Raw genomic sequence first — 22,255 nt, 5'->3', positions numbered from 1 at the left:
CAGCGAGCCGAACGGAGCATGGACGCCTGAATCATCGAGGCGTGACCGACGGAAGGGAGCAACCAGAATCATGATCGACCTGTTGCCCGCGATGCTGTGGGTGCTGTCCCTGATATGGTCCGGGGGAGTCTGCGTGATCACCGTGTCGCGCGGGCGTTTGCTGTCCGGCGATCCTTGCCCCGAAGTCGAGCCCGTCAGCTGGAACGTCGTCTACGCGCAGGTCGCGTCCGTCGTGCTGTGCGCGGTGCCGTTCATGGTGTTCGTGCTCATGCAGCATGATGTCGCCGCCGGCATGCGCGCCTGGTATGAGCGGCACATGATCGCCGGGGCCGTGATCGGCATGGCGATGGTCGTGCTGGAATGGGCGCTGATGTTTGCGCAGGCCAAACGCGCCGAACGCACGCAGCGGGATCGCGTGCTGCGCGGGAGCATGGGAAGATAAAATGCATGCGTATGCGTTCGTGGAGAGCGGCGTAGAGACGCGCCCCTTCTTTTTCTGACATAACGTACATTATCGGGTCTTTATATATACGGGTGTATGAGTACCCGGCGTGCGGACTCCATTGCATGCACTGCACGTGCGATCCGGTCCGTGCCCGCTGCCGTTCCCACGCCGGTACGGCGGTCTCTTCCGAGATTGTCCGGTTACCTTCAGTGCATAGAATTGTCGATGGAAACCGCACCGGGTTTCCGGAAGGGATTGCCGATCATGTCGGTCGAAACGAACACTGCCGTGAGCATTGCCGAAGCCGAGGCGAACATTCCGGATATGCAGCCGGCCGAACCCGATCTGCCGAATTTTTACGGCGGCGACGGTCCGACGTCGTGCATGTGGGAAGACGGATGGTGCGACGAGCTCGCCGATCATTACATCCTCGACTATTGCGACTACGAGGATTGCAAAGACGATCATTCGACCAAGTATTGCCTGCGGCATTACGTGCTGCGGCTGGGACTCATCCTTGACCATCTCAAGGAATGCCCGGGCATGCACGACGCCGGATCGCCGGATGAGATCCGCCATTGCGCACTCGAACACATCGCCGGCTTCGGTTCGCTCGATCTGAACGACGACCGTCCCGCCGGCCAGCCCGTCGCTCCGGGCGCGACGCTGCCGGAGCTGTCCGACCTGTCGGACGCCGACTTGGACGCGAGCATCGAGCGGATCGGCGAACAGACGGCCATGAGTGCCGGAGATTGGAAGGAACTCAAGGTCGGCGATCGGCTCGATCGGACGACGATCGAAGCATGGCTGAACACGCTGGAGTTCAACCATCTGGATTTCCGCGTCGAATGGTTCGGCGAAGGCGGCGACGATATCGCGCAACCGGTGGTGCACCGGTACGACGAGCGGATGGAGCAGCCGGATGATTGGGCTCTCCCCCATGTGGACGATGGCTGGACGTTCGACGACATGAACCATGCCTTCGACGCCGGCGATTTCACTCCCATGGTGAATGCGACGTTCGACGTCGACGACGGCCGCGTGACCCGTTCGTACGCGAGCGACGTATTGATGCCCGGCCTCGCCGACAGACATCATCAGATCACCGATGATCCCGACAAGGCCCTCGAATGGGTGATCGGCATTCGGGAAACCAGAACCGACAGCCTGATTCCCGTATACCCGGGCGCATGGATTCGTTGGCGCGCCGAATACGACGGTGATTTCAATCAGCTCGACGTGCAGAATTGGCATGCGTATCGCAAACGGATCGCCCCGTATATCGAATACTGGGATGAAAGCAGGCCGTTGAATGAGGCGGCGGCCAAGGCGAAGGCCCGGGAACTGGAGACCGCGTTGCGCCGGATCATCCGGGACGGCGTCAAACCGGCCAAGTGAGCGGCTGCATGAGCAACTGCGCGCATTGCACGGGGATCGACGGTCATGAACGATCAACGTCAACGACGCGACCGTCCGCTGGGATGATCGCGTCGTTTAGCGAATGACTGACCGCCGTCTCCCCCGGTCGCTCGTCCGACTAGTCCCGGCTGCTCATCGGCTCGCCCATGCGATGGCCCAATCCTGCGCGTCCGCCAGATCCGGCGATGCGTGGTGCATGACGATGTTGGCGCCGACCCGTTCGCCGTTCGCGTCCTCCGGCACGCGGTCGACGGGCATGATGACGGTGGCGATGAACGGCAGGCCGGGCGCAATGCGCACGATGCGCGCTTCGACGCCGGCGGGCATGCCGATCAGACGCTCGGTATGGTCGAACGGGTTGTCGTTGTCTTCGATGAAGCTGATCATCGTCGCTCCTGTCGTATCCAAGTCGATGTACTCGGGCAAAGAGCAATCATTCTTACATGAAGTCCCGGGATCCGCAACCCAGAGCGGAACAATACGCACAGCATGAGCACACACGGCACGCGTTCCGCTTCGCCTGTACGTGTGCCGGGAAGCAGCGACAACGAACGATGCGAGCGGCGTGACGCCTACGCGAAATACTCCTCGACCGCACCGGACAGTTCATCGACCCGATCGATGATCCGGTACGCACCGTGCTTCTTGAGCTCGCCGTCCTCCGCGTATCCCCAACCGCAGCCGAGGCAGTCGAGTCCGCAGGCCGCCGCGCCGTCGGCGTCGGTCCAACGATCGCCGACCATCAGTGCCCGGTCCCCCGCATTCGCGTCGAATCCGATGCGGTCGAACGCATAACGGATCACCTGATCCTTGTCGAGACGCGAACTGTCGCGGCTTGCGCCGTACACGCCGTCGACCATACCGGTCAGATGGAAATGATCGCAGATCGGCACGGCCTGATATTCGGGCTTGCAGGTGGCGATGGCAAGGTAGTAGCCGGCCTTGCGCAGCGCAGCGAGCTGTTCGGGGATGCCGTCGTAGAGACGGTTGTAGAATCGGCCCGGCACAAGGTGGCCGGGATTGTTCGGATCGTCGAACACGTTCTCGTCCGTGTAGTACTTGCGGTAGACGGACACGGCCTCGTCGAGCCGATCCGCGGGAACGCCGTTGCGGGTCATGGATTCCTGAATGGCCGGACCGATGAACCGGTGGAGTTCGGCGTCGTCGGGAACCGGCATGCCGAGCTCCTCGAACGCCTTGACGACGGAGGCGATGATGCCGAAATGCGATTGGGTGAGCGTGCCGTCGAGATCGAGCAGTACGACGCGCATGGGATGCTGGGTCATGTCCTCTCCCCTGTGTTGCCAACGTAAAAACGTGAGTGACGAACTGGAAAACGATACAAGTATGCCCGATCGATTCGACCGGGCATACGTTCATGTGTTGTTCAACTTGCGTCGTGCGAAGACCGTCACTCGTAGTCGGGAATCCAGCCGTCGCGGTGCATCTGCAGACGCTTGTCGAGCAGGGCCTTGAGTTCCTCCTCGCTGCGGCGCTCGAGCAGCATGTCCCAGTGGGTGCGGGTCGGCTTGGCGATCTCGTCGGCCTCCTGATCGTTCTCGCCTTCGCGGTGCGCCACCGCCCCGCAACGGCACTCCCATTCGTCCGGGATCTCCGCGCCCTCCGCGAACGGCAGGATCGTGCGGTGACCCTTCGGACAGACGTATGCCACGTCCGATCGTGCCGCGAAGTCCACGTTCTCGTCGGACTCCAGCGACTTCGCGCCGATGCTCATGCCTCTCAGGCTGCGTTCCGCCATTGTTCCTCCTTGGATTCGTATCTTGCTACGTTATCGAACAGTTCGGACGTGCGTTCTATTCCCGCACCGTCCCCGCCGGCGCCCGCACGGACTCTGCGACGGGCTTGTGGGCGCCGGGACGTCCGTCAGTCGACGCCGGAATACGCGACGACCCCGCGGTTGACCAGATCGGCCGCCTCGTGCGCCGTGCGCGCCAACGCCTCGCCCTTGTCGCCGAGCATCGGCGCGGCGGTCGCGATCTGCTGCAGCACGTCGGCCAGACGCTTCGCGTTGCGCACGAAGTCGCCGCCGGTCAGTTCCGTGCCGCGCAGCACGTCGGCGAGATCCCGTCCGTCCGCCCAGTCGTACATGACGTCGACGATGCCGAAGTCGAGCTGCGGCGGTGCTTCGAGCCCGTCGTCCTCGCACTGCATGCGTATGGCCGCCTGAATGCCGCGCAATTCCTGTGCGGCCCATGCGACGGGTCCCTGCATGCCGCCCGGATAGCGGCGGGGCTCTCCCCCGCTGCCGCGGCGGGCCTCGTACACCAGCGACGACAGCACCGAAGCCAGGCATGGGGCCGGCAGCATGTCCAGCGTTCCCGCGCAGATCGCCTGCGCGAGCACCAGATCCTGCTCGCTGTACAGTCTGCGCAGCAGCTGCCCGTGCTTGGTCAGGCGGTATCCGAACTGGCCGTTCGCGTCGTCCCGGCGTTCGAGATAGCCGAAGCGCTCGAGAATCTCGCAGATCCGGTCGAATTGCCGTGCCACCGAACCGGTGCGCGAATCGTAGCGTTCCCGCACGCGTTCCAGCTCCCGCGTTTCGCGCATCCAGCGATGCCCCCACTTGAGATGCTGCTGCAGGTCCGGGCACCGCCGGCACGGGTGGTTCTGGTCAGCCTTGCGCAGTTCGGCGATGCGCTGGTCGAGATCCGTGAACGCGCGGGAGCGTTCCTGATCGGTGCGGAACCGAGTCTGCTTGAGCTTGCGACGCTCGTTTTTCTCCAAATCGGCGAGTCTCATGCGTATGCCCATAAGCTCCCTGAAATCGCCGTGGTCGCAGGCGAACGCCTCCTCGTAGCCGGCGATGGCCTGCTCGAGCGTGCCGATCTGCGATTCGAGCTGCCAGGCGGACTCGTTCGCCTCCCATTGCGCGAACGAATGGTCGAGCGTGACGCGCGCGGTCGCGTAGTCGCTGGCGTTGAGCAGGTTGACGGCCATGTTGAACGTGGGCCGGAAGCTCGAATGCAGCGGATAGACGCGCTTGCTGGACAGCGCCGCGGCGGTCGCCGGCACGAATCCGTGATGGTCGACGACGACCGCATGGCCGATCGTGTCGATGCCTCGGCGGCCGGCGCGGCCGGTCAGCTGGGTGAACTCCCCCGGCGTGAGCTGCACGTGGCCGGTGCCGTTGAATTTCTCGAGCTTTTCGACGACCACGCATCGGGCCGGCATGTTGATGCCCAAGGCCAGCGTTTCGGTGGCGAACACCACCTTGACCAGACCTTCCTCGAACAGCCGTTCGACGATCTGGCGGAACAGGGCGATCATGCCGGCGTGATGCGAGGCGAAGCCCTCTTCGAGCGCGAAGCGGAATTTGGCGAACCCGAGCGCCTTGAGGTCGGTGGCCGTCAGCTGCCCGTTGACCATCTCGTCGACGATGCGGCGGATGCGGCGCACCTCGTCCTCGCTGGTCAGTTCCAGCCCGGCGTTGATGCACTGCTCGACGGCCTGGTCGCAGCCGTTGCGGGAGAAGATGAAGTAGATGCCGGGCAGCATGTCGAGATAGTTGAGTTCGTCGACGACGGCCCAGCGTTTCGGCGTATGCCGTTCCGGCCTGCCGTCGCGTTCCGGGCCGCCCGAGCGGCCGAACCGGCCGTGACCGCCCTTGCCGCCGCGCTTCGACGGCCGGTCCTCGCCGCGGCGCCTCGCCGCGCGCCGGTCGAGCTGGTCGAGCCGGTTGACGAGTTCGGCGTTGAGCTTGGTGGTCTGCCGGCCCTGGTCATCATGACGGTACAGGTCGATGAGCTCGGGTTCGGTGTGGTCGTCCGCCTGCACGAGCACGTGCTGTTCGAGCGGCACGGGGCGGCGTTCCGAGACGACCAGCGTGGTCTCTCCGCGCACGGAGGTGATCCACTGGGAGAAGTCCTCGACGTTCGACACGGTCGCGGACAGGCCGATGATGCGCACCGACTGGGGCAGGTGGATGATGACCTCCTCCCACACCGGTCCGCGGAACCGGTCGGCCAGATAGTGCACTTCGTCGAGGATCACGTAGCTGAGCGCGGTGAGCGTGGTCGAATGCTCGTAGAGCATGTTGCGCAGCACTTCCGTGGTCATGACGACGATGTCGGCCTCGGAGTTGATGGAGGTGTCGCCGGTGAGCAGGCCGACCTTGTCGGGACCGTACACGGCGACCAGATCATGGTATTTCTGGTTGCTCAGCGCCTTGATGGGCGTGGTGTAGAACGCCTTGACGTTGCGTTCCTGCGCGAGATAGATGGCGAAGTCCGCCACGACGGTCTTGCCCGCGCCGGTGGGCGCGGCGACGAGCACGTTGTGCCCCGCCTCAAGCGCGTCGTTCGCCTTTCTTTGGAAGTCGTCGATGTCGAACGGCAGTGCGGCGGCAAACCGCGCGGCCGCCGATTTCGCGTGCTCGCGGGACTTGCGGAACGCCGCGTACCGCTGCGACGGCGACGGAGCGGCGTTGGCGTTCGAAGCCGATGCGCGATGACGTGGCATGATCAGATCGTTTCCTTTGCGTGACTGCGTCGCACCCGCGACCGCGGCGTGCGACGACGATTTGCGAACGATTTACGAACGTTTCCACCGGGCCCATGTGCGGACGTGGCGTTCGCGCGTGGCCTGCCGGCGCGCGACGACCTGAGCTTGCGCCTGGGCATACCGGTCGGCGACGTCCCGAAGCGGTTCGGTGAACACCGGGGGCTGTGGACCCTGATCCTGCGATGGGATGTCCTGCATCGCCGCGAAGCGGTCACCTATGCGGGATCCCACGTCCCCTGCGGTTTTCAGGCCGCGTATGCCGTGCACGGCCGCGTAGATGATGCCGGCCACGATCATGGACAGCATGAACAACGCCAGCAACAGCCATATCCACCAAGGCATGGCGTCCCCTTTCTCGTATGCGGCCCGGTGCTGCCGGACACGACCCGCACATGCCGCGTGCATCGGACACATCGCACGATGCACGGCGAACGGTCAGTTTCGGTCGGCGTCCTCGTGCTGTCCGATGCTCAGCTCGCGCTGGGCGCGCGCGACGACCATCGTGCGCAGCGTTTCCGGGGCGACGGCGGTGATGTGGCGTGCGTGCGCGATGCAGAACGCCACGAACCACGAATCCGACGAGACGGTCAAATGCACTTTCTGCCCGTCGCCGTACGGTTCGACGGTGGCTCCCGACAATGTCTTGGTGAAGGCGAGATCCTGCTCGTCGGTGATGAACACCGCCGCGGTGCCGTTGTCGAAGCTCCACTTGCGCAGCTCGTTCACCGGCACGTCCGGAATGTCGACCGGATGCTCGGGCTTGACCAGCTCGGCGTGCTCGATGCGGGCCAGTCGCAGCACCTGCCAGATGCGCGGCTTGCCGGTGGCCCGGTTGATCCGTGTATCCTTCTGCACGAGATGCTGCTTGTCCTTCGGCGCCGCATCGGCGACGTCGGTCCACACGGCCGCATAGTACACGCCCTCGTCCACGAAGATCTTCGCGGGGGCGACCAGACGGCGGCGGGTGCGCCCGGCGCCATCCGTGTATTCCATGTCCAGCAGGGAATCGGTGGAGATGGCGCGTTTGACCGCGGAGAAGCTACGCGGCTCCAGCTCGTAGCCGGTCAGGCTCAGCCACGGCGTCTCTCCGGGCACCACATGTGCGTGCAGCCGTTCGTACAGCGAACGGGCCTGATCGCGCTGCCCTTGCGGCAGCAGCGGCGAATGGGCCAGATAGCTCACCGAAGCGGTCAGCAGGCTCAGATACTGCGGCGAAATGCCGGCGAGACGCTCCAGCCCCAACGAATTGGTGGCGGAAACGATGCCTTCGGCGTCCAGCAGGGACCAGTCGATGTCGAAGAATTGGCTGCCGGCCATTTCCCCATCGTCGGACACGGTGGTGAGCGTGTTGATGTCCTTGTGGATCACGTTCACGTACTTCTTGAGCTCGTCCTCGCTCTTGGCCTTGCCGATGAAGCGCTCGGCCAGTTCGGCGAGCGAATACTCCTCGCCGAGATGCGCGGACAGGAACAGCATGAGGCGCAGACGGCGGTCGACCTCGCTGCCGGTCTGGAACGAGGCGCCCTTCTTCTGATGTGCCTTGGACAGTTCGGGATCGTCCTCGTCGTCGTGGTCGTGATGGCTGCTGATCGCGGACGTGACCACGGTGGCGCCGTTCTCGCCCGACGACTCGTCGGCCAGCGCAAGGTTCACGGCGGCGTGGAGACGGCGGTTGAAGGCGTCGACGGCCTCCTGCGGGCTGACGACGTACGCGCCGGGATGCTCGAGCACGAACATCGCCAGATCGTCGGAATCGGCGTAGGCGACGTTGATGTGCTCGCCGTCCACGTCCACGGTGGCGGCGAACCGACGCGAGTCGATGACCTTGACCAGCGTTTCGGGAATGGTCTGCGTGCCCAGTCCGGGCGCGATGGAGTCGAGCCCAAGGCCGGGAATGGGGGTCTGCGGCACGCGCGGCGTGGTGCGCGAAGCGTGCTGCGCCGGCTGCTGCTGGTTGGAGGACGAGGACATGGAGATCGACCGTGCGAGATAATTCGCCGCGGCGAGCACGGGCAGGTCCTCCTGCGCGAAATGCAGGCGGATGCGCGGCTCGTCCCCGAGCTGGAGGCGGTACGAGGCGAAGTCTTGTCCTTCGGACTTCGACGAGTATTCGGGCTGGCGCGACTCGATGGCGATGCCCATGGCAGCGAGCTTGGCGCGGTCTCGCTGGAACTGCTTGGCGAACGCCGCCTTGGCCGCCTGATCGGCGAGCTCCCCGTACGAGTCGGCGTACGCCTTCACGCGCTGAGCGATCTGCCGGGAGGTGAGCCATTGCGGGAACGCGGATGACAATACGGCCAGCACGTCGAGTTCGTGCTTGCCCCATTTGTCGGAAAAACGCCGCCTTCCGTTGGTACCCTCTGCCATTAGTCCTCACGTATCGTTATTGTTTCGTTTATATGTGCCCCGTATTGGGACGCCACGTTCTATATTAGAGGCTATTTATAGCCGACGTGTTCATTTCGAGAAAAAACGCCGTTCTTTTTTCCCCGTTCCGCCCGGCGCGAACCGTCCGTCAGACCCAATCGTCCGGCTCGATGCCCTGCAGTCCGACGTATTCGCCATTCGGCACGTAGCTGGGTTCGCCCTTGTCTTCGAGTACGGCATCCGAGAACATGATCACATCGCGGCCGAACGTCCAGTCGCCGTTGATGGTCACCGAATTCGCGGCGGCCAGCGACGGCACCGAATACGGGAACCGTTCGTCGAAGTCGTTGATGTTCTTGTAGTAGCGCGGGTCGAGCTGCACGTTCGGGAAAATGTAGTTGCCGTCCTCCATCTCGTACGAATCCGTCAGATGGAACCGGTCGGAACGCATGATGAACAGGTCGTCGGTGGTCTTGACCGGCAGGAAGCGCATGCGGTCGACTTGCACGCAGATCGCGCCCTCGAACAGCGAGACCGCGGCGCCCATCGCGGTCTCCAGCTGGATCACCGGCGTCGACGACGGGTCGGTCGGATCCACGGTCTTGTGGTTGCGGATCACCGGCAACGGCAGCACGCCGCCGTATTCGGCCAGCTTGGCCTTGAGTGCGTCGATGCGCAGCCAGATGCTGTTCGTGTTGAAATACGGATGCTTGTCGATGTTCTGCGCGTCCGCCTTGTCGTCCGGGTGCACCTGGCTCATCTCGCGCAGCATGAGACGGCCCGTGGCCTTGTCGCGCACGATGTGGCCGCCCTTGCGGTCGGCGTACGTGCGCGTGGCGACCTCGATCATGAACGGGGCGCCGGTGTTCTCGAAATGCTGGGCGAGCGTGCGAGACGGCCGCGCTCCGAGATTGTCGGAGTTCGAGATGAACAGGTACTTGAACCCCTGGCTCTCCAGCGTGTCGAGCAGGCCGGACTCCCAGATCGTGGAATACAGGTCGCCGTGGCCCGGCGGGCACCATTCCAGCTCCGGGTTTGCGGGGAACGAGACCGGCTCCCCTGTGGCGGCGACGATCTTCGGCTCCTGATGCTGGACGATCTCCATCGGCACGTCGGTCTGATGGAACTTGCGGTTGCGCCGGAGCACCTTCATGGTGTCCTCCGACGTGCGGAAGGAGTTCATGAGCGTCAGCGGCAGACGCACGCCGAGACGCGTGCGCGCGGTGACGACCTGGCCGAGGATGATATCGATGAAGCGCATCTGCTTGGCCTTGTGCCGGCGCACGGGCAGCAGCGACTTGGCGCATTCGAGCCCCATCGACGTGCCGAGCCCGCCGTTGAGCTTGAGGAACGCGGTTTTGGCGAACGCGCCGACAGCCTCGTCATGGTCGATGGTCTTGTACACGTCGTGGAAGCTCGGCACGTCGGTGAGCGGTTCGACGGACGACTCGCGGATCCAGCTGCTGGCCTCCTCGTTGCGCCAGACGTCGTACAGATGCCGAAACTGCGCAATGGCGACGTCGCTCATGCCGGCGTCGTGCATCTTGTTCGCGGACAGTTCGAACACGTCACTCATTGCAACCAACTTTCCCTATGCGTTGTCGTGTCTTCTCGGGTCTGTCCCGCCTCCGGTCGACGGGACAGAAGACCAGTCTAGCCGACTTTCGCGTTCGCATGCCCCCGTTGTCGGCGCGTGCCGCGAATAATCGGCGTGAACAGTCGATGAACTCGGCGCGGTGCCGGCGTCCGCCGGGCTCAGCGTCCGTAGAACAGCCGTTCGGTCACGTCGCGAGCCTTGCGCATGGCCGACAGCAGGTCGTTTTCGAAATGCTGCCCGCGATGCGCGTCATAGCCGAGGTACACGGCGATGCCGCCGAGCGAGTAGATGTCGTCGGGCAGGATGTCGGCCTGCGAGACGCGCCCGTTCCACAGGTAGTTGCCGTTGCGGGCCGCGGTGCACATGCGCCACGCCTTGCGCAGCACGATCGCATCGGCCGTGCCGATGCACTTCATGCGTTCCAGTTCGTCGAGCGCGTCCATCGTGGAGTTCAGCCGCAGGGCGGCGTGCCCGCCGGCGTGCCGCAGCTGCAGCAGCTGCACCGTCCATTCCACGTCGGACAGGCCGCCCTTGCCGAGTTTGAGATGCCGTTCGCGGCGCACGCCCCGAGGCAGTCGTTCGGCCTCCATGCGCGCCTTGAGCTTGCGGATCTCGCCCAGTTCGGTTTCGCTCAGCTCGTTGACCGGATAGCGCAGCGGGTCGGCGATCTCGTGCAGGAAGTCCTCGGCGAGGGTTTTGTCGCCGGCGGCATGGCGCGCGCGCAGCAGCGCCTGATGCTCCCATGTGCTGGCCCACGACGCATAGTATTCGCGGCAAGAATCGTAGGAACGCACCAGCGGCCCGTTCTTGCCCTCCGGGCGCAGGTCGAGATCGAGCTCGATCTTCGGCTCGAGCGTGGTGGGGCCCTGCAGGATCTGGCGCAGCGAGTCGCAGACCTTGCGCGCGAACAGGTTGGCGGTCTGCTCGTCGGCCGCGGCCGCGGACGGTGAGTCGGCGACGGGCCGGTAGATGAGGATGACGTCGGCGTCCGAGCTGAAATTGACCTCGCGCCCGCCATAGCGGCCCATCGCAATCACGGCCATGTCGATGGGCGGAGCGGCAAGTCCCTCCTCGGCGCACTGATGCCTCATGGACCAGGTCAGGGACGCGTCGATGATCGCGTCGTACACGTCGGTCATGCCCTTGAGCGAGTCGGCGTCGTTCATCACGCCGCTCATCCATGCCAATCCGATGCGCTCGATCTCATGGCGCCGCATGGCGCGCATGGACGTCGCGAAGTCGTTGATGCTCGCCGCATTGCGGGACAGCGACGAGGCACATTGCACGTCGAGGCTCTCGCGCGTGCGCGCCTTGAGCCGTTCGTCGTCGCCCAGCCAGGTGACGGAGACGACGGATTTGTTGAGCGCGTCGCCGAGGAAGCGCGAGTTCGACAGGATGTGGCACAGACGCTGGGCCGCGGACGTCGAGTCGCGCAGGAACCCGAGGTATTCGCTGCCCGAGCCGAAGTTCTCCTCGAGCTTGCGCCAGTTGAGCAAGCCCATGTCCGGATTCTGCCCCTGCCCGAGCCACTGCAGCACGGCGGGCAGCATGATGCGGTTGATCTTCGCGGCGCGCGACACGCCGGAGGTGAGTGCGCTGACGTGCCGGATGGCGGCCTGCGGGTCGTCGAAGCCGATGGACGCGAAACGCTCCTGCGCGGCCTGCTCGCTCAGTTCGACGCCGTCGCCGTCGGCGGACGCGGCGATGGGCAGCATCGGACGGTAGTAGATGTCCATGTGCAGCCGGCGCACCTCGCGGCGCGTCTCGTCGTACTTGTCGACGAGCTCTTCTGGGTGCATACCGAACGCGCGGGCGAGCCGGCGCAGTTCCGGGTTCTGGTTGAGCGCCTCGTCGCTCACGTTGCGCTTGCGGTCGAGTCCGCCCACGCTGCCCGGACCGAGGTCGGGGAACAGGTGGGTGCGCTTGAGCGACCACATTTGCTGGCGATGCTCCATCACGCGTTCGAAGCGGTAGTCCCAGGAGAGCTTGATGGCCTGTTTGCGCGACACGTAGCCGCCGTCGGACAGTCGTTGCAGCGATTCGAGCGTGGACGCGGTGCGCAGCGATTCGTCGGAACGGCCGTGCACGAGCTGGAGCATCTGCACGGTGAATTCGACGTCGCGCAGGCCGCCCTTGCCGAGTTTGATCTCGCGGTCCTTGAGCGGGGCCGCGATGAGATCCTCGACCCGCTTGCGCATCTTCTGGCAGTCGTAGACGAAGTTGTCGCGCTTGGAGGCGGTCCACACGAACGGCCGGGTCATGTCCATGTACGCCTGGCCGAGCTGCTTGTCGCCGGCGACCGGTCGGGCCTTGAGCAGCGCCTGAAACTCCCAGTTCTCGGCCCATTGCTCGTAGTAGCCGCGATGCGATTCGAGCGTGCGCACCAGCGGGCCGTCCTTGCCTTCGGGGCGCAGTCCGCCGTCGATCTGCCACAGGGTCGGCTCGGCCACGCCCATGATGACGGACTGGCAGACGCGTTGGAGCATCGTGCCCATTTTGGTGCCGATGCGCGTGAGCGTCTGCCGGTCGATCTCGTGGTCGGCCGGTTCGACCACGTAGATCAGGTCGACGTCGGACACGTAGTTCAGTTCTCGTGCGCCGAGCTTGCCCATGCCGATGATGGTGAAACGCACGTGTTCGCTGCCGTCGATCTCATGTCGTGCGATGGCCAGCGCGCCTTCAAGCGCGGCGTCGGCAAGGTCGGACAGCTCCTCGCTGATGCGCGGCTGCAATGCGATCGGATCGGCCGCGGTGGTGTCCTGCGCGATGATCGCCGCGAGCTGCTTGCGGTACGTGCGACGCAGCGCCGTGGTCGCGTCGGCGAGCGGCAGCGACGCCTCCGGCGCGTCCTGCTCGTTCGGGTCCGCGCCGACGGCCTCCAGCACGTGCGCGCGCCGCTGGTCGTGGTTGAACAGGTGCGAGTTGCAGGCATCGCTGGCCGCCGCCTCGACAAGGTCCATGCGGAAGCGCATGAACTTGCCCATCGCGTCGGACACGCCGAGCACCGCCACGAGGCGCCCGAACGCCTGCTCGTCCGGCAGGATCTCGGCGAGCGGGCGGCCCTGGCTCTGCAGGGCGTTCACGATGTCGACCAGATTGCCGAGCGCCGCATCCGGGTCGCACGCCTTGTCGAGCGCCCCCAGCAGCATGCGCAGTCGCACGTCGTCCACGCCGTCGGCGGCGAGCCGGTTGAATTGGGCCCGTGCGGATTCCAGATCCTGCAGCCCGGCGTGGATGAGCTCCCGTGCCCCGACGTTGAATTCTCGCGTTTCGTCCATAAACTCTTAATCTACTACGTTGGGGTAGCATGGCATGGCTAAGTGTTCCCGATTTGCAGTCTATGGGTGGTTGGTATGAAGCGTAACGTGACTCTCAAGGACGTGGCCGCGCTGGCCGGCGTCTCGTTCAAGACCGTCTCCAATGTGGTCAACCACCGCGACGACCAGATGACCGCGCAGACGCGGGAGCGCGTGCTCAAGGCCATCAATGAGCTCGGCTATCGGACGAACCATTCGGCGCGCTCGCTCAAACTGGGCCGCACCGGAGTGATCGGCCTGGCCGTTCCGGGCTTCGCCCAGCCGTTTTTCGGCTATCTGACGGACGAGGCGGCGGTGGCCGCGCAGGAGCATGGTCTGGAGCTCATCGTGAGCGTCTACGAGCACCTCGACAACGGCTTGGACACGTTCGTGCGCAAGGCGCCGCAACTGGGCGCCGATGGCTGGATCATCTTCAACGACCAGCCGCTGCCGCCCACGGCGTCCCTGTTCCATCAGGGCTTTCCGATCGTCGTGTCGGGCAACCGTTCCGTTCACGGACTGCTCGATCTCATGTCGACGCCGAACACGCAGGGTTCGCGTCTCGGCACGGAGTGGCTGATCGACGGCGGCAACGACATCGTCGCGTTCATCGGCGCGCCGAAGCCGCTGTTCGACATCGCCGACGAACGGGAACGCGAGCAGGCGGTGCTGGATGCGACCGACGAGTCCGCCATCCTGCATCTCAAAGGCTATATCCAGGCGCTGCATGCGCGCGGACGCACGGTCGACTGGCGGTACGTGATGCCGTGCTCGACGATCAGCACGCCTCCGGGCGAGCGAGCCGCACGCCGTCTGCTCGAACGCTGCCGGGACTTGGGCATCGCGGTGCCGAGCGCGATACTGTCCGCCAACGACGCGGTCGCGTACGGCGTGATTTCGGCCGTGTCGCAGGCCGGACTGTCCATTCCCGGCGATGTGGAGATCATCGGTTTCGACAATCTGCCCGGCAGTCAGTACGTCGTGCCGCCGCTGAGCACGATCGACCAGCACGTCGACCGGTACGTGTCCAAGGCGATCGACCGTCTGCTCGCGCGCATCGACGGCGATGATTCCGAGCCGCGCACGTACATGCTGGATGCGGATCTGATCGAACGCGGCACGACGCGCAAGCGCGGCTGACGCCACGCCATTCGGCACTATTCGACGATGACGGTGAGCGTCACGTCGCGCAGCCGCGGATCGCAGTCGCGTTCCGGCGTCATTTCGAGATACGGGTATCCGCTGGCGGCCCAGTGGACGCGACGGATGCCCGTGTGGCGCCCCTGCGCCACGTTGCGCTCGTCATGCGGCACGGCATGATAGACGAGCAGGTCGTCCCCCGTATCGGGGTCGGTGACGAAGCTGTTGTGCCCCGGACCGTACTCCCCCGGCACGCTTTCCTTGGTGAGGATCGGGTATCCGAGCTCGTGCCATGACGCCGGGTCGAGCAGATCGCTGTCGGTCTTGGCGTGCAGCAGGCCCACACAGTACAGGTCGGCCAGTCCGGTGCTCGAACCGGACACGGTAACGAACAGGTCGTCGCCGTGCCGCAACAGGTACGGGCCTTCGTCCACTTCCGTCTCGCAACGGTCCCAGCCGTACAACGGCCGCATCACGCACACCGGTTCGCCGGTCAGCCGCCACGGTTCGGACCGGTCGACGGTGGCGATGTACACGTTGGCCGGATACACGCCGTCCGCGCCGGTCGTGCGGTCGCGGAACCGCCGGCCGGACCACATCACATAGCTGACTCCCCCAACCTCGAAATAGGTCATGTCAAGCGAGATGCCGCCGTGCGCCAGCAGCGAACCGTCCGGTCGCACCACGTGGCGTGCGGGCCCCCACGCATCCGGGTCCATCGGGTCACCGTCGCATCGGAAGACGACGGCCTGCACGCTGCTCCAGCCGTCCGGCCCGAGCGTGGTGAACACGTATGCGGTGCCATCGATGACGTGCATTTCCTGCGCCCACACGTTGTCCTTGCCCTCGGCGGACACGGTGACGACCCGTTGCGGCGCGGCGGCGGCCAGTCCGTCGATGGTGTCCGCGCAGCGGACGACGATGCCGTCGAGCTGGGAGCCGGTCAGATAGTAGCGTCCGCGGAACCGGCAGATGCACGGGTCGCCGAGATGGTCCGGTATGAACGGGAACGGGCGTTCGCGCATGATGATGCGTCCGCGCACCTCATACGATCCCGGCACAGTCATGTCGATGCGGGCGAGGTCGCCGGCGTCCCACGTGACCTGCTTGGCGTGCGTCGACCCGTCCGAATAGCGGCAGACGACGGTGTGCGGCACGACCAATGACGGCGTGCCGGTTGCGTCCGCGTCGACGCCGTGCGCGCCCGGGTGCAAGGCGCGCAGCCGTACCGTCGGTTGGTCGACGGCGGTGTTGCGGATGACGCCCAACCTGCCCTCCACGGTATCCAGCACGTGTTCGTCGACGGCGATCGCATTGCCGGCGATCGCGCCGTCGATGCCCATCGCATCGTCCGGAATCGGCTGCAGCGTGAAGTCGCTGATCGTCCACACGTCGCCGATCGAACGCAGGTCAGCCGATTCGGTCTGTCGTACGCCGCGCCCGTCACGCCATTCGATCAGATATCGCCCGGAACGCCGGTTCCATACGCATCGCGGGTTGCGGATCGGCGTGTCGGACAGGTGCAGATATCCGTCCGGCTCATAGTCGACCAGATTGGCGGAGCGGAACAGCATTGCGTCGCCGGCATGCCGGTCGTCGGCGCCGTGTTGGTTCCGGCGCACGGCCATCACCGTCCATCCTCCGTCGGGACGGGCGACCAGCCACGGGTCAATCAGCGTTTTCGTAACTCCGCGCGGACGTTCGTCGGTCGGCTCGTCCGCAGCCGCAAACAATACGGCCGTATCGTTGCGCATGGGCACGAACGGACCGTCGCCGCGTCGGACGGCGAGGTGCATGGCGCATTCGAGATCGCACAGCTCGCCCGCCCCGGCGAACGCGGGATTCGTGTACGTGCCGTCACCGGATTTGGCGTAGACGGCGATGTCGCCGGTCGTAGTCATGATGATCCTCTTTCTCCTTGTCGTTCGGACGATTTCCGCGACGATTGGCTCATGCGAAGACCGGTCGTCCCGAGGGGCGGCCGGTCTTCGCTCGGACTGGCGGCTGCGTCAACCGTTACGGCGTGACCTACCGGAACTCGCCGGCAACGTCACTTCGCGTACTTGTCGTACCACTTCTGCCACAGTTCGACGTTCTGGTCGACGCCGAGGTTCTTCACGCCCTCGACGTAGCTCTTCCACGACGCGTCGTCGAGACCTCCCTTGGAGATCCACGAGGCGATGATCGGCGTGGCGTAGTCGAAGATCTGCGTGTTGTTGTTGGAGATGGTGGTCATGTCCTCGTCGCTGGGCAGGACGTAGTTGGGCAGATAGTCGTCGCTGTCCAACGCCGCCTGCTGGTCCTTGTAGACCATCCAGTCGCGGTTGGAGCGGTCCACGTCGTCCACGCCCTCGATCTTGATGCCCTCCGGCAGATAGGCGAGGCCGTGGTTGTACAGGGATACCTGCACGGTCGGATCGGCCTGGCCTTCCGGCTTGATCGTGTAGTCCAGATCACCGTTCTTGGTCACGTACGTGTCGAGATCGCCGTAGTACGACTGGACCACCATGTCCGGTTCCAGCCACTTGTCGATGATCTTGTACACCTGCTCCTTGTAGGGGCTATCGGCCTTGACCGCGGCGCCCGCGTACACGTCCGGCTGGCCGGTGGTCCACGTCGCCTTGTCGGCGCCCGGCGCGACCGGGGCCGCCATGGTCACGTACTGGTCGTTGAAGTCCGTGCCGAACGAATCCAGCGTGTTCCAGCCGAAGGCCACGCCGACGGTGGGCGCCTTGCCATCTCCCTTGAGCTCGGCATAGTACTTGTCGTCGGTCTTGGTGATCGCGTCGGACGGCACCAGACCGTCGGCCATGAGCTGGTGCAGGTACTCGGTGACCTGGCGGAACTGGTCGGAGACGATGTAGTTGCCGACCTTGCCGTCCTTGACGTAAATGCCCGTGCCGCCGCTGGTGGTGACGGAGTATTCGACGCCGGTCGAATTCATGAGCAGATACGGACCCCACCAGCCGAAGCCGCCGGTGCCGAGCGCGCGGATGTCGAACGGGATCTCGTCGGCCTTGCCGTTGCCGTTCGGATCCTGCGTCTTGAACGCCTTGAGCACATTGGTGAATTCGTCCCACGTGGTCGGCACATTGAGGCCGAGCTTGTCGAGCCAGGTCTTGTTGATCATCATGGTCTGGCCGCCCACGAGGTTGGTGTTGCGCGCGGACACATCCGACGGGATCTGCAGCAGCTTTCCTTCCAGATTGGTGGCGTACTTGCGCGCGAAGTCGTCGGTCTCAAGGTACTTTTTGGCGTTGGGCATCTTGTCCAGATCGTCGGACAGGTCCTCGAAGATCTGGTTCTTGGCGAAGTCGTCGGCCGAATAGGCGCCGATGCTCAGGTCGGCGATGTCGCCGGAGGCGAGGATGGCGCTCTTCTGCTGGCTCCACTGGGAGTCGAGCGTGGTCTGCCACTTGATCGTGCAGTCGCATGCGGCCTCGAGCTTCTTCCACCAGTTCATGGTCTTCATCTGCTTGGTGGCCGAGCCGATAATCACCTGCACCTTCACCACCGGTTTGCCGTTGACGTCCTTTTCGCCGGAGTTTCCGGCGCCACATCCGGCCAGCGCCATGGCCATCGCCAGCGTGCCGGCGGTAATTGCGGTGATGCGTTTTCCGGACCTGCGTCCGGCTCCTGCTGCGTTGCGACGAATCATCGTTCTGCGTCCTTTCCTCGAGCTTCAGCTTCGTTGCCTGAGTGTCGCCTGGAATGAACTTCACTGTTCCAAGCGCTGCCATTACTATACTTCAGCGTTGTAGTAAAGTGCAAATCGCGACACGCCGAAATGGTGTCCGCATACGACGAAGCCGCACTCGCGACGGGTGATGACGTCACGAATGCGGCCTGATGTTCCATGTCCTTGGTGTTTCGGCTCGGTAGGGCGCGATGCGACCGTATCGCACCACGCCGGGAATGCATCCCGTCAGCGGCCGAACAGCGACTCCACGTTGTGCCAGATGCGCCGGGCGTTGGCCGGGCGGTTCATGGTGTACAGATGGATGCCGTTCACGTCGTTGGCCAGCAGATCGGTGATCTGCTGCGAGGCGTAGTTGACGCCGGCCGCGCGCAGCGACGGCAGGTCGTCGCCCCACTTGTCGAGCAGGGAGACCACGTACTTGGGGATCTTCGTGCGATTCTTGGCCGCCATCGCGTACACCGACTTGGCGGAGGTGATCGGCATGATGCCGGCCTCGATCGGCGCGTGGATGCCGGCCGCGCGCGCCTTGTCGACGAACTCGTAGAAGTTCTCATTGTCGTAGAACAGTTGGGAGATCAGATGCGTGGCGCCCGCGTCGACCTTGGTCTTCAGATGCTCGATGTCCTCGTCGAGCGACTTGGATTCGATGTGGCCCTCCGGATAGCAGGCCGCGAAGATCTTCAGATACGGCTTGCGTTCGTGGATGTAGGCAATCAGATCGCTGGCGTGGTCGAACACGCCGACCGGCTCCAACCCGTCGAGATGATCGCCGCGCAGGGCGAGCACGCCGCTGACCTTGGCCTCCTCGAAGAGATTCAGCGCATCGTCGATGCGCTCCTTGTCGGAATACAGGGCGGTCAGGTGGGCGACGGCCGGAATCTGGTATTCCTTGCGAATCGTGTTGGCGATGCGTGCGGTGGCGGTGCGGTCGGCGTGCGTGCCGTGTCCGTACGTCACCGAAATGAAGTCCGGCTTGATGCCTTCGAGTCCGTCGAGCGCGTCGTAGATCGTGCCGACCGGAGCGTCGCGCTTCGGCGGAAACACTTCAAGGGAAAAGATCGGATTGTGCATGGGTTCTGCTCCTTGCGCGCCCGTCGCGCGTTGCGGCGGTCGAGTTGTCCTGTGACGGTTGCATATGATTCCGGCTCCCCCGGTGGGCACCGAAGGAGCCGGAATCACGTCATGCGATTACTGCGGGCGGTTTACGCCGACTGCCACGCTCACGCCAACTGGGCTCGCACGGCCTTGGCCGCGGCGACCAGATGCTCGAGGCTCGGCCATGTCTCGGCGTTGCCGCGGGTCTTCAGACCGCAGTCGGGGTTGATCCACACCTTCTCGACGTCCATCTTCTTGAGGATCTCGTGGATGCGCTCCTCGATCTCCGCTTCGGACGGGATGCGCGGCGAGTGGATGTCGTAGACACCGGGGCCGGCCTCGGTCTCGAAGTTCGCGTCGTGGATCGCATCGAGCACCACGAGATCGCCACGGGACGCCTCGAAGGAGATCACATCGGCATCCATCGCGTCGATGTCGCGGATGATGTCGTTGAACTCCGAATAGCACATGTGCGTGTGGATCTGCGTGGTCGGCTTGACGCCGGAGTGCACGAGGCGGAACGCCGGGATGGCCCAGTCGAGGTACTTCTTGTGCCAGTCGGTCTTCCTGAGCGGCAGCTTCTCGCGCAGCGCGGCCTCGTCGATCTGGATGACCTTGATGCCGGCGGCCTCGAGGTCGAGCACTTCGTCGCGGATGGCGAGGGCGAGCTGCTGGGTCTGCTGCTCGTGGGTGATGTCCTCTCGCGGCCAGGACCAGTTGAGGATGGTGACCGGGCCGGTGAGCATGCCCTTCATGACGTGGTTCGTGCGGCTCTGCGCGTACGCGGACCATTCGACGGTGATCGGCTTGGCGCGCGAGACGTCGCCCCACACGATCGGTGGCTTGACGCAGCGGGTGCCGTAGGACTGCACCCACGCGTTCTTGGTGAACAGGAAGCCGTTGAGGTTCTGGCCGAAGTACTCGACCATGTCGTTGCGTTCGAACTCGCCGTGGACGAGCACGTCGAGGCCGATCTCCTCCTGATGCTTGATGCAGGCGTCGATCTGCTCCTTGATGAACGTGTCGTACGCTTCCTTGGTGATCTCGCCCTTGCGGAAGCGCGCGCGTTCGGCGCGGATCTCCTTGGTCTGCGGGAAGGAGCCGATCGTGGTGGTCGGCAGCAGCGGCAGGCCGAGCGCCACGCGCTGCTCCTTCTGACGTTCGGCGCGGGCCGGCTGACGCACGAAGTCGGCGTCGGTGAGCTTGGACAGACGGTCGGCGACGGCCGGATCGGCGGCGACGCGCGTGCCGTCGAACAGCGCCTGGTTCGCGGCGAGCTCGGCGGACGCCTTCTTCTCGTCATCGCTCGCGTCAGCCAGCTTGGCGATCTCGACCAGCTCGCCGACCTTCTCGACGGCGAACGCGAAGTGCTTGAGCACGGCCGGGTCGAGCGCGGTCTCGCCTTCGGTGCTGAACGGCACGTGCAGCAGGGAGGACGCGGTGGACACGGCCACGTTCGGCGTGACCTGCTTGAGCGCGTCGATCAGGCCGAGGCTCACGGCGTAGTTGTTGCGCCAGATGTTGCGGCCGTTGACCACGCCGGCGAAGATCGTCGTCGCGGAGTTGACGCCGTACTGCTGGACTGCGGCGAGATTCTCGTCCTTGCCTTCGTTCAGGTCGAGGCCGATGCCGTCGAAGCCGAGCAGGTTGACGGTTTCGTACACGTCGGCGATGTGGCCGAAGTACGTGTTGAGCAGCACCTTGACCTTGCCGTCGCGTGCGGGCAGGATCTTCGCGTACAGGCTCTTGAACAGTTCGACGTCGCCCGGCTCCTTGTCGAGCACGAGGTACGGCTCGTCGATCTGCACCCACTCGGCGCCCAGCTCGGCGAACTTGGCGAGCACCTCGGCGTACACGGTGGCGACCGCGTTGACGAGGCCCTTGTCGTATTCGATCTCCTCGGCCTGATCGTTGCGAGCGAGCTTGAGGAACGTGTACGGGCCGATGAGCACCGGCTTGGTGTCGATGCCGAGCGCCTTGGCCTCGTTGAACTCGTCGAACGGCTTGGTGCCGTTGAGCTTGATCTCGGTGGACGGCTCGATCTCCGGCACGAGGTAGTGGTAGTTGGTGGTGAACCACTTCTTCATCGGCAGGGCGGTCACGTCGCCCTTGTCGCCCTGATAGCCGCGGGCCATCGCGAACAGCGTCTCCTCCGGGTTGTCGAAGGCGAGACGCTGGTAGCGCTGCGGGATCACGTTGAGCAGGATCGCCGTGTCGAGCATCTGGTCGTAGTAGCTGAAGTCGTTGCTGGGGATCAGGTCGACGCCGGCGGCGGCCTGCAGCTTCCAGTGCTTGGCTCGTAGCTCCTTAGCAGTGGCGCGCACGTCGTCGAGCGAGGCGGCGCCCTTCCAATAGGCTTCGATGATCTTCTTCAGTTCGCGGTTCTGGCCGATGCGCGGAAAACCGGAAACGGAAGTCAGTGCGGACATGGTTCCTCCCGAATCTTACGAATGCAACCCGGCAAACCTATCACAGATCGGCCTGTCATAAGGCATCAGGACAACTTGGGTGTCGTTATAAGTCCGCTTTATGGCCTTTTGGTCAGCATATGTCCGCACATTGTCACGGCCCGTTCCCGCATCGTCCCGAGATGGTCTCGGCATCACCGTTCGCCATGCCGTTCGGCGGGTGACGGGCGCCGCGGCGAGGCAATGATGCGACAATAAGGTGCATGA

15 protein-coding genes are annotated in these 22,255 nt (G+C 64.5%); 3 read left to right on the top strand and 12 right to left on the bottom strand.

The window, feature by feature from the left end:
- The first annotated feature begins 70 nt into the window (after window positions 1-70).
- Together KIH79_RS11165 and KIH79_RS11160 are read left to right on the top strand one after the other, a co-directional pair.
- The gene (locus KIH79_RS11165) at window positions 71-442 is read left to right on the top strand and encodes a C4-dicarboxylate ABC transporter (RefSeq protein ID WP_219059442.1); all 372 of its coding nucleotides are present in this window, start codon (window positions 71-73) and stop codon (window positions 440-442) included.
- Between the two features lie 267 nt (window positions 443-709).
- Window positions 710-1,843 (top strand): hypothetical protein, encoded by a 1,134-nt coding sequence (locus KIH79_RS11160; protein WP_219059441.1) that lies wholly within the window; start codon window positions 710-712, stop codon window positions 1,841-1,843.
- 153 nt (window positions 1,844-1,996) lie between these two features.
- Here the strand turns inward: KIH79_RS11160 and KIH79_RS11155 are convergent, their stop codons facing one another.
- The 8 genes from KIH79_RS11155 to KIH79_RS11120 all read right to left on the bottom strand — a co-directional run bounded on the left by KIH79_RS11155 (window position 1,997) and on the right by KIH79_RS11120 (window position 13,627).
- On the bottom strand, window positions 1,997-2,251 hold the full coding sequence (locus KIH79_RS11155) for a hypothetical protein (RefSeq protein WP_219059440.1): 255 nt from the start codon (window positions 2,249-2,251) through the stop codon (window positions 1,997-1,999).
- 185 nt (window positions 2,252-2,436) lie between these two features.
- Window positions 2,437-3,150, bottom strand: coding sequence for an HAD hydrolase-like protein (locus tag KIH79_RS11150; protein WP_219059439.1), 714 nt, complete (start codon window positions 3,148-3,150; stop codon window positions 2,437-2,439).
- Window positions 3,151-3,275: 125 nt separating this feature from the next.
- Window positions 3,276-3,623, bottom strand: coding sequence for an RNA polymerase-binding protein RbpA (locus KIH79_RS11145; protein WP_033493697.1), 348 nt, complete (start codon window positions 3,621-3,623; stop codon window positions 3,276-3,278).
- Window positions 3,624-3,748: 125 nt separating this feature from the next.
- Window positions 3,749-6,343: a DEAD/DEAH box helicase gene (locus KIH79_RS11140; RefSeq protein WP_219059438.1), complete on the bottom strand. Its 2,595-nt coding sequence runs from the start codon at window positions 6,341-6,343 to the stop codon at window positions 3,749-3,751.
- 72 nt (window positions 6,344-6,415) lie between these two features.
- Window positions 6,416-6,727, bottom strand: a complete 312-nt coding sequence (locus KIH79_RS11135; RefSeq protein ID WP_219059437.1) for a hypothetical protein — start codon at window positions 6,725-6,727, stop codon at window positions 6,416-6,418.
- 93 nt (window positions 6,728-6,820) lie between these two features.
- Window positions 6,821-8,752, bottom strand: a complete 1,932-nt coding sequence (locus tag KIH79_RS11130; protein WP_219059436.1) for a helix-turn-helix transcriptional regulator — start codon at window positions 8,750-8,752, stop codon at window positions 6,821-6,823.
- Between the two features lie 148 nt (window positions 8,753-8,900).
- Window positions 8,901-10,328 (bottom strand): UTP--glucose-1-phosphate uridylyltransferase, encoded by a 1,428-nt coding sequence (locus tag KIH79_RS11125; RefSeq protein ID WP_219059435.1) that lies wholly within the window; start codon window positions 10,326-10,328, stop codon window positions 8,901-8,903.
- Between the two features lie 179 nt (window positions 10,329-10,507).
- Window positions 10,508-13,627, bottom strand: coding sequence for a bifunctional [glutamine synthetase] adenylyltransferase/[glutamine synthetase]-adenylyl-L-tyrosine phosphorylase (locus KIH79_RS11120; protein WP_219059434.1), 3,120 nt, complete (start codon window positions 13,625-13,627; stop codon window positions 10,508-10,510).
- 75 nt (window positions 13,628-13,702) lie between these two features.
- On the opposite strand from KIH79_RS11120, the gene KIH79_RS11115 reads away from it, so the two are divergent.
- Window positions 13,703-14,785: a LacI family DNA-binding transcriptional regulator gene (locus KIH79_RS11115; protein WP_219059433.1), complete on the top strand. Its 1,083-nt coding sequence runs from the start codon at window positions 13,703-13,705 to the stop codon at window positions 14,783-14,785.
- 17 nt (window positions 14,786-14,802) lie between these two features.
- Here KIH79_RS11115 and KIH79_RS11110 read toward each other — a convergent pair whose 3' ends face one another.
- The 4 genes from KIH79_RS11110 to metE all read right to left on the bottom strand — a co-directional run bounded on the left by KIH79_RS11110 (window position 14,803) and on the right by metE (window position 22,009).
- On the bottom strand, window positions 14,803-16,686 hold the full coding sequence (locus KIH79_RS11110; protein WP_219059432.1) for a family 43 glycosylhydrolase: 1,884 nt from the start codon (window positions 16,684-16,686) through the stop codon (window positions 14,803-14,805).
- A 149-nt stretch (window positions 16,687-16,835) separates the two neighbouring features.
- The gene (locus tag KIH79_RS11105) at window positions 16,836-18,443 is read right to left on the bottom strand and encodes a type 2 periplasmic-binding domain-containing protein (protein WP_219059431.1); all 1,608 of its coding nucleotides are present in this window, start codon (window positions 18,441-18,443) and stop codon (window positions 16,836-16,838) included.
- 267 nt (window positions 18,444-18,710) lie between these two features.
- Window positions 18,711-19,556, bottom strand: coding sequence for a methylenetetrahydrofolate reductase [NAD(P)H] (metF, locus tag KIH79_RS11100; RefSeq protein ID WP_219059430.1), 846 nt, complete (start codon window positions 19,554-19,556; stop codon window positions 18,711-18,713).
- Window positions 19,557-19,705: 149 nt separating this feature from the next.
- A complete protein-coding gene (gene metE, locus KIH79_RS11095; RefSeq protein ID WP_219059429.1) occupies window positions 19,706-22,009 on the bottom strand; it encodes a 5-methyltetrahydropteroyltriglutamate--homocysteine S-methyltransferase in 2,304 nt (767 codons plus the stop codon).
- Between the last annotated feature and the right edge of the window lie 246 nt (window positions 22,010-22,255).

Origin of the sequence: Bifidobacterium miconis (genome assembly GCF_019331735.1) — a bacterium.
In the GTDB taxonomy this organism is placed as follows: domain Bacteria; phylum Actinomycetota; class Actinomycetes; order Actinomycetales; family Bifidobacteriaceae; genus Bifidobacterium; species Bifidobacterium miconis.
Note: the sequence above shows the minus strand (reverse complement) of the source record. Positions and strands in the feature narration are given on the sequence as shown.

What these genes read in the sequence shown, in the direction of transcription:
- KIH79_RS11165 (WP_219059442.1), top strand. Translation starts at nt 71, where the DNA reads ATGATCGACCTGTTGCCCGCGATGCTGTGGGTGCTGTCCCTGATATGG.
- KIH79_RS11160 (WP_219059441.1), top strand. Translation starts at nt 710, where the DNA reads ATGTCGGTCGAAACGAACACTGCCGTGAGCATTGCCGAAGCCGAGGCG.
- KIH79_RS11155 (WP_219059440.1), bottom strand. Translation starts at nt 2,251, where the DNA reads ATGATCAGCTTCATCGAAGACAACGACAACCCGTTCGACCATACCGAG.
- KIH79_RS11150 (WP_219059439.1), bottom strand. Translation starts at nt 3,150, where the DNA reads ATGACCCAGCATCCCATGCGCGTCGTACTGCTCGATCTCGACGGCACG.
- KIH79_RS11145 (WP_033493697.1), bottom strand. Translation starts at nt 3,623, where the DNA reads ATGGCGGAACGCAGCCTGAGAGGCATGAGCATCGGCGCGAAGTCGCTG.
- KIH79_RS11140 (WP_219059438.1), bottom strand. Translation starts at nt 6,343, where the DNA reads ATGCCACGTCATCGCGCATCGGCTTCGAACGCCAACGCCGCTCCGTCG.
- KIH79_RS11135 (WP_219059437.1), bottom strand. Translation starts at nt 6,727, where the DNA reads ATGCCTTGGTGGATATGGCTGTTGCTGGCGTTGTTCATGCTGTCCATG.
- KIH79_RS11130 (WP_219059436.1), bottom strand. Translation starts at nt 8,752, where the DNA reads ATGGCAGAGGGTACCAACGGAAGGCGGCGTTTTTCCGACAAATGGGGC.
- KIH79_RS11125 (WP_219059435.1), bottom strand. Translation starts at nt 10,328, where the DNA reads ATGAGTGACGTGTTCGAACTGTCCGCGAACAAGATGCACGACGCCGGC.
- KIH79_RS11120 (WP_219059434.1), bottom strand. Translation starts at nt 13,627, where the DNA reads ATGGACGAAACGCGAGAATTCAACGTCGGGGCACGGGAGCTCATCCAC.
- KIH79_RS11115 (WP_219059433.1), top strand. Translation starts at nt 13,703, where the DNA reads ATGAAGCGTAACGTGACTCTCAAGGACGTGGCCGCGCTGGCCGGCGTC.
- KIH79_RS11110 (WP_219059432.1), bottom strand. Translation starts at nt 16,686, where the DNA reads ATGACTACGACCGGCGACATCGCCGTCTACGCCAAATCCGGTGACGGC.
- KIH79_RS11105 (WP_219059431.1), bottom strand. Translation starts at nt 18,443, where the DNA reads ATGATTCGTCGCAACGCAGCAGGAGCCGGACGCAGGTCCGGAAAACGC.
- metF (WP_219059430.1), bottom strand. Translation starts at nt 19,556, where the DNA reads ATGCACAATCCGATCTTTTCCCTTGAAGTGTTTCCGCCGAAGCGCGAC.
- metE (WP_219059429.1), bottom strand. Translation starts at nt 22,009, where the DNA reads ATGTCCGCACTGACTTCCGTTTCCGGTTTTCCGCGCATCGGCCAGAAC.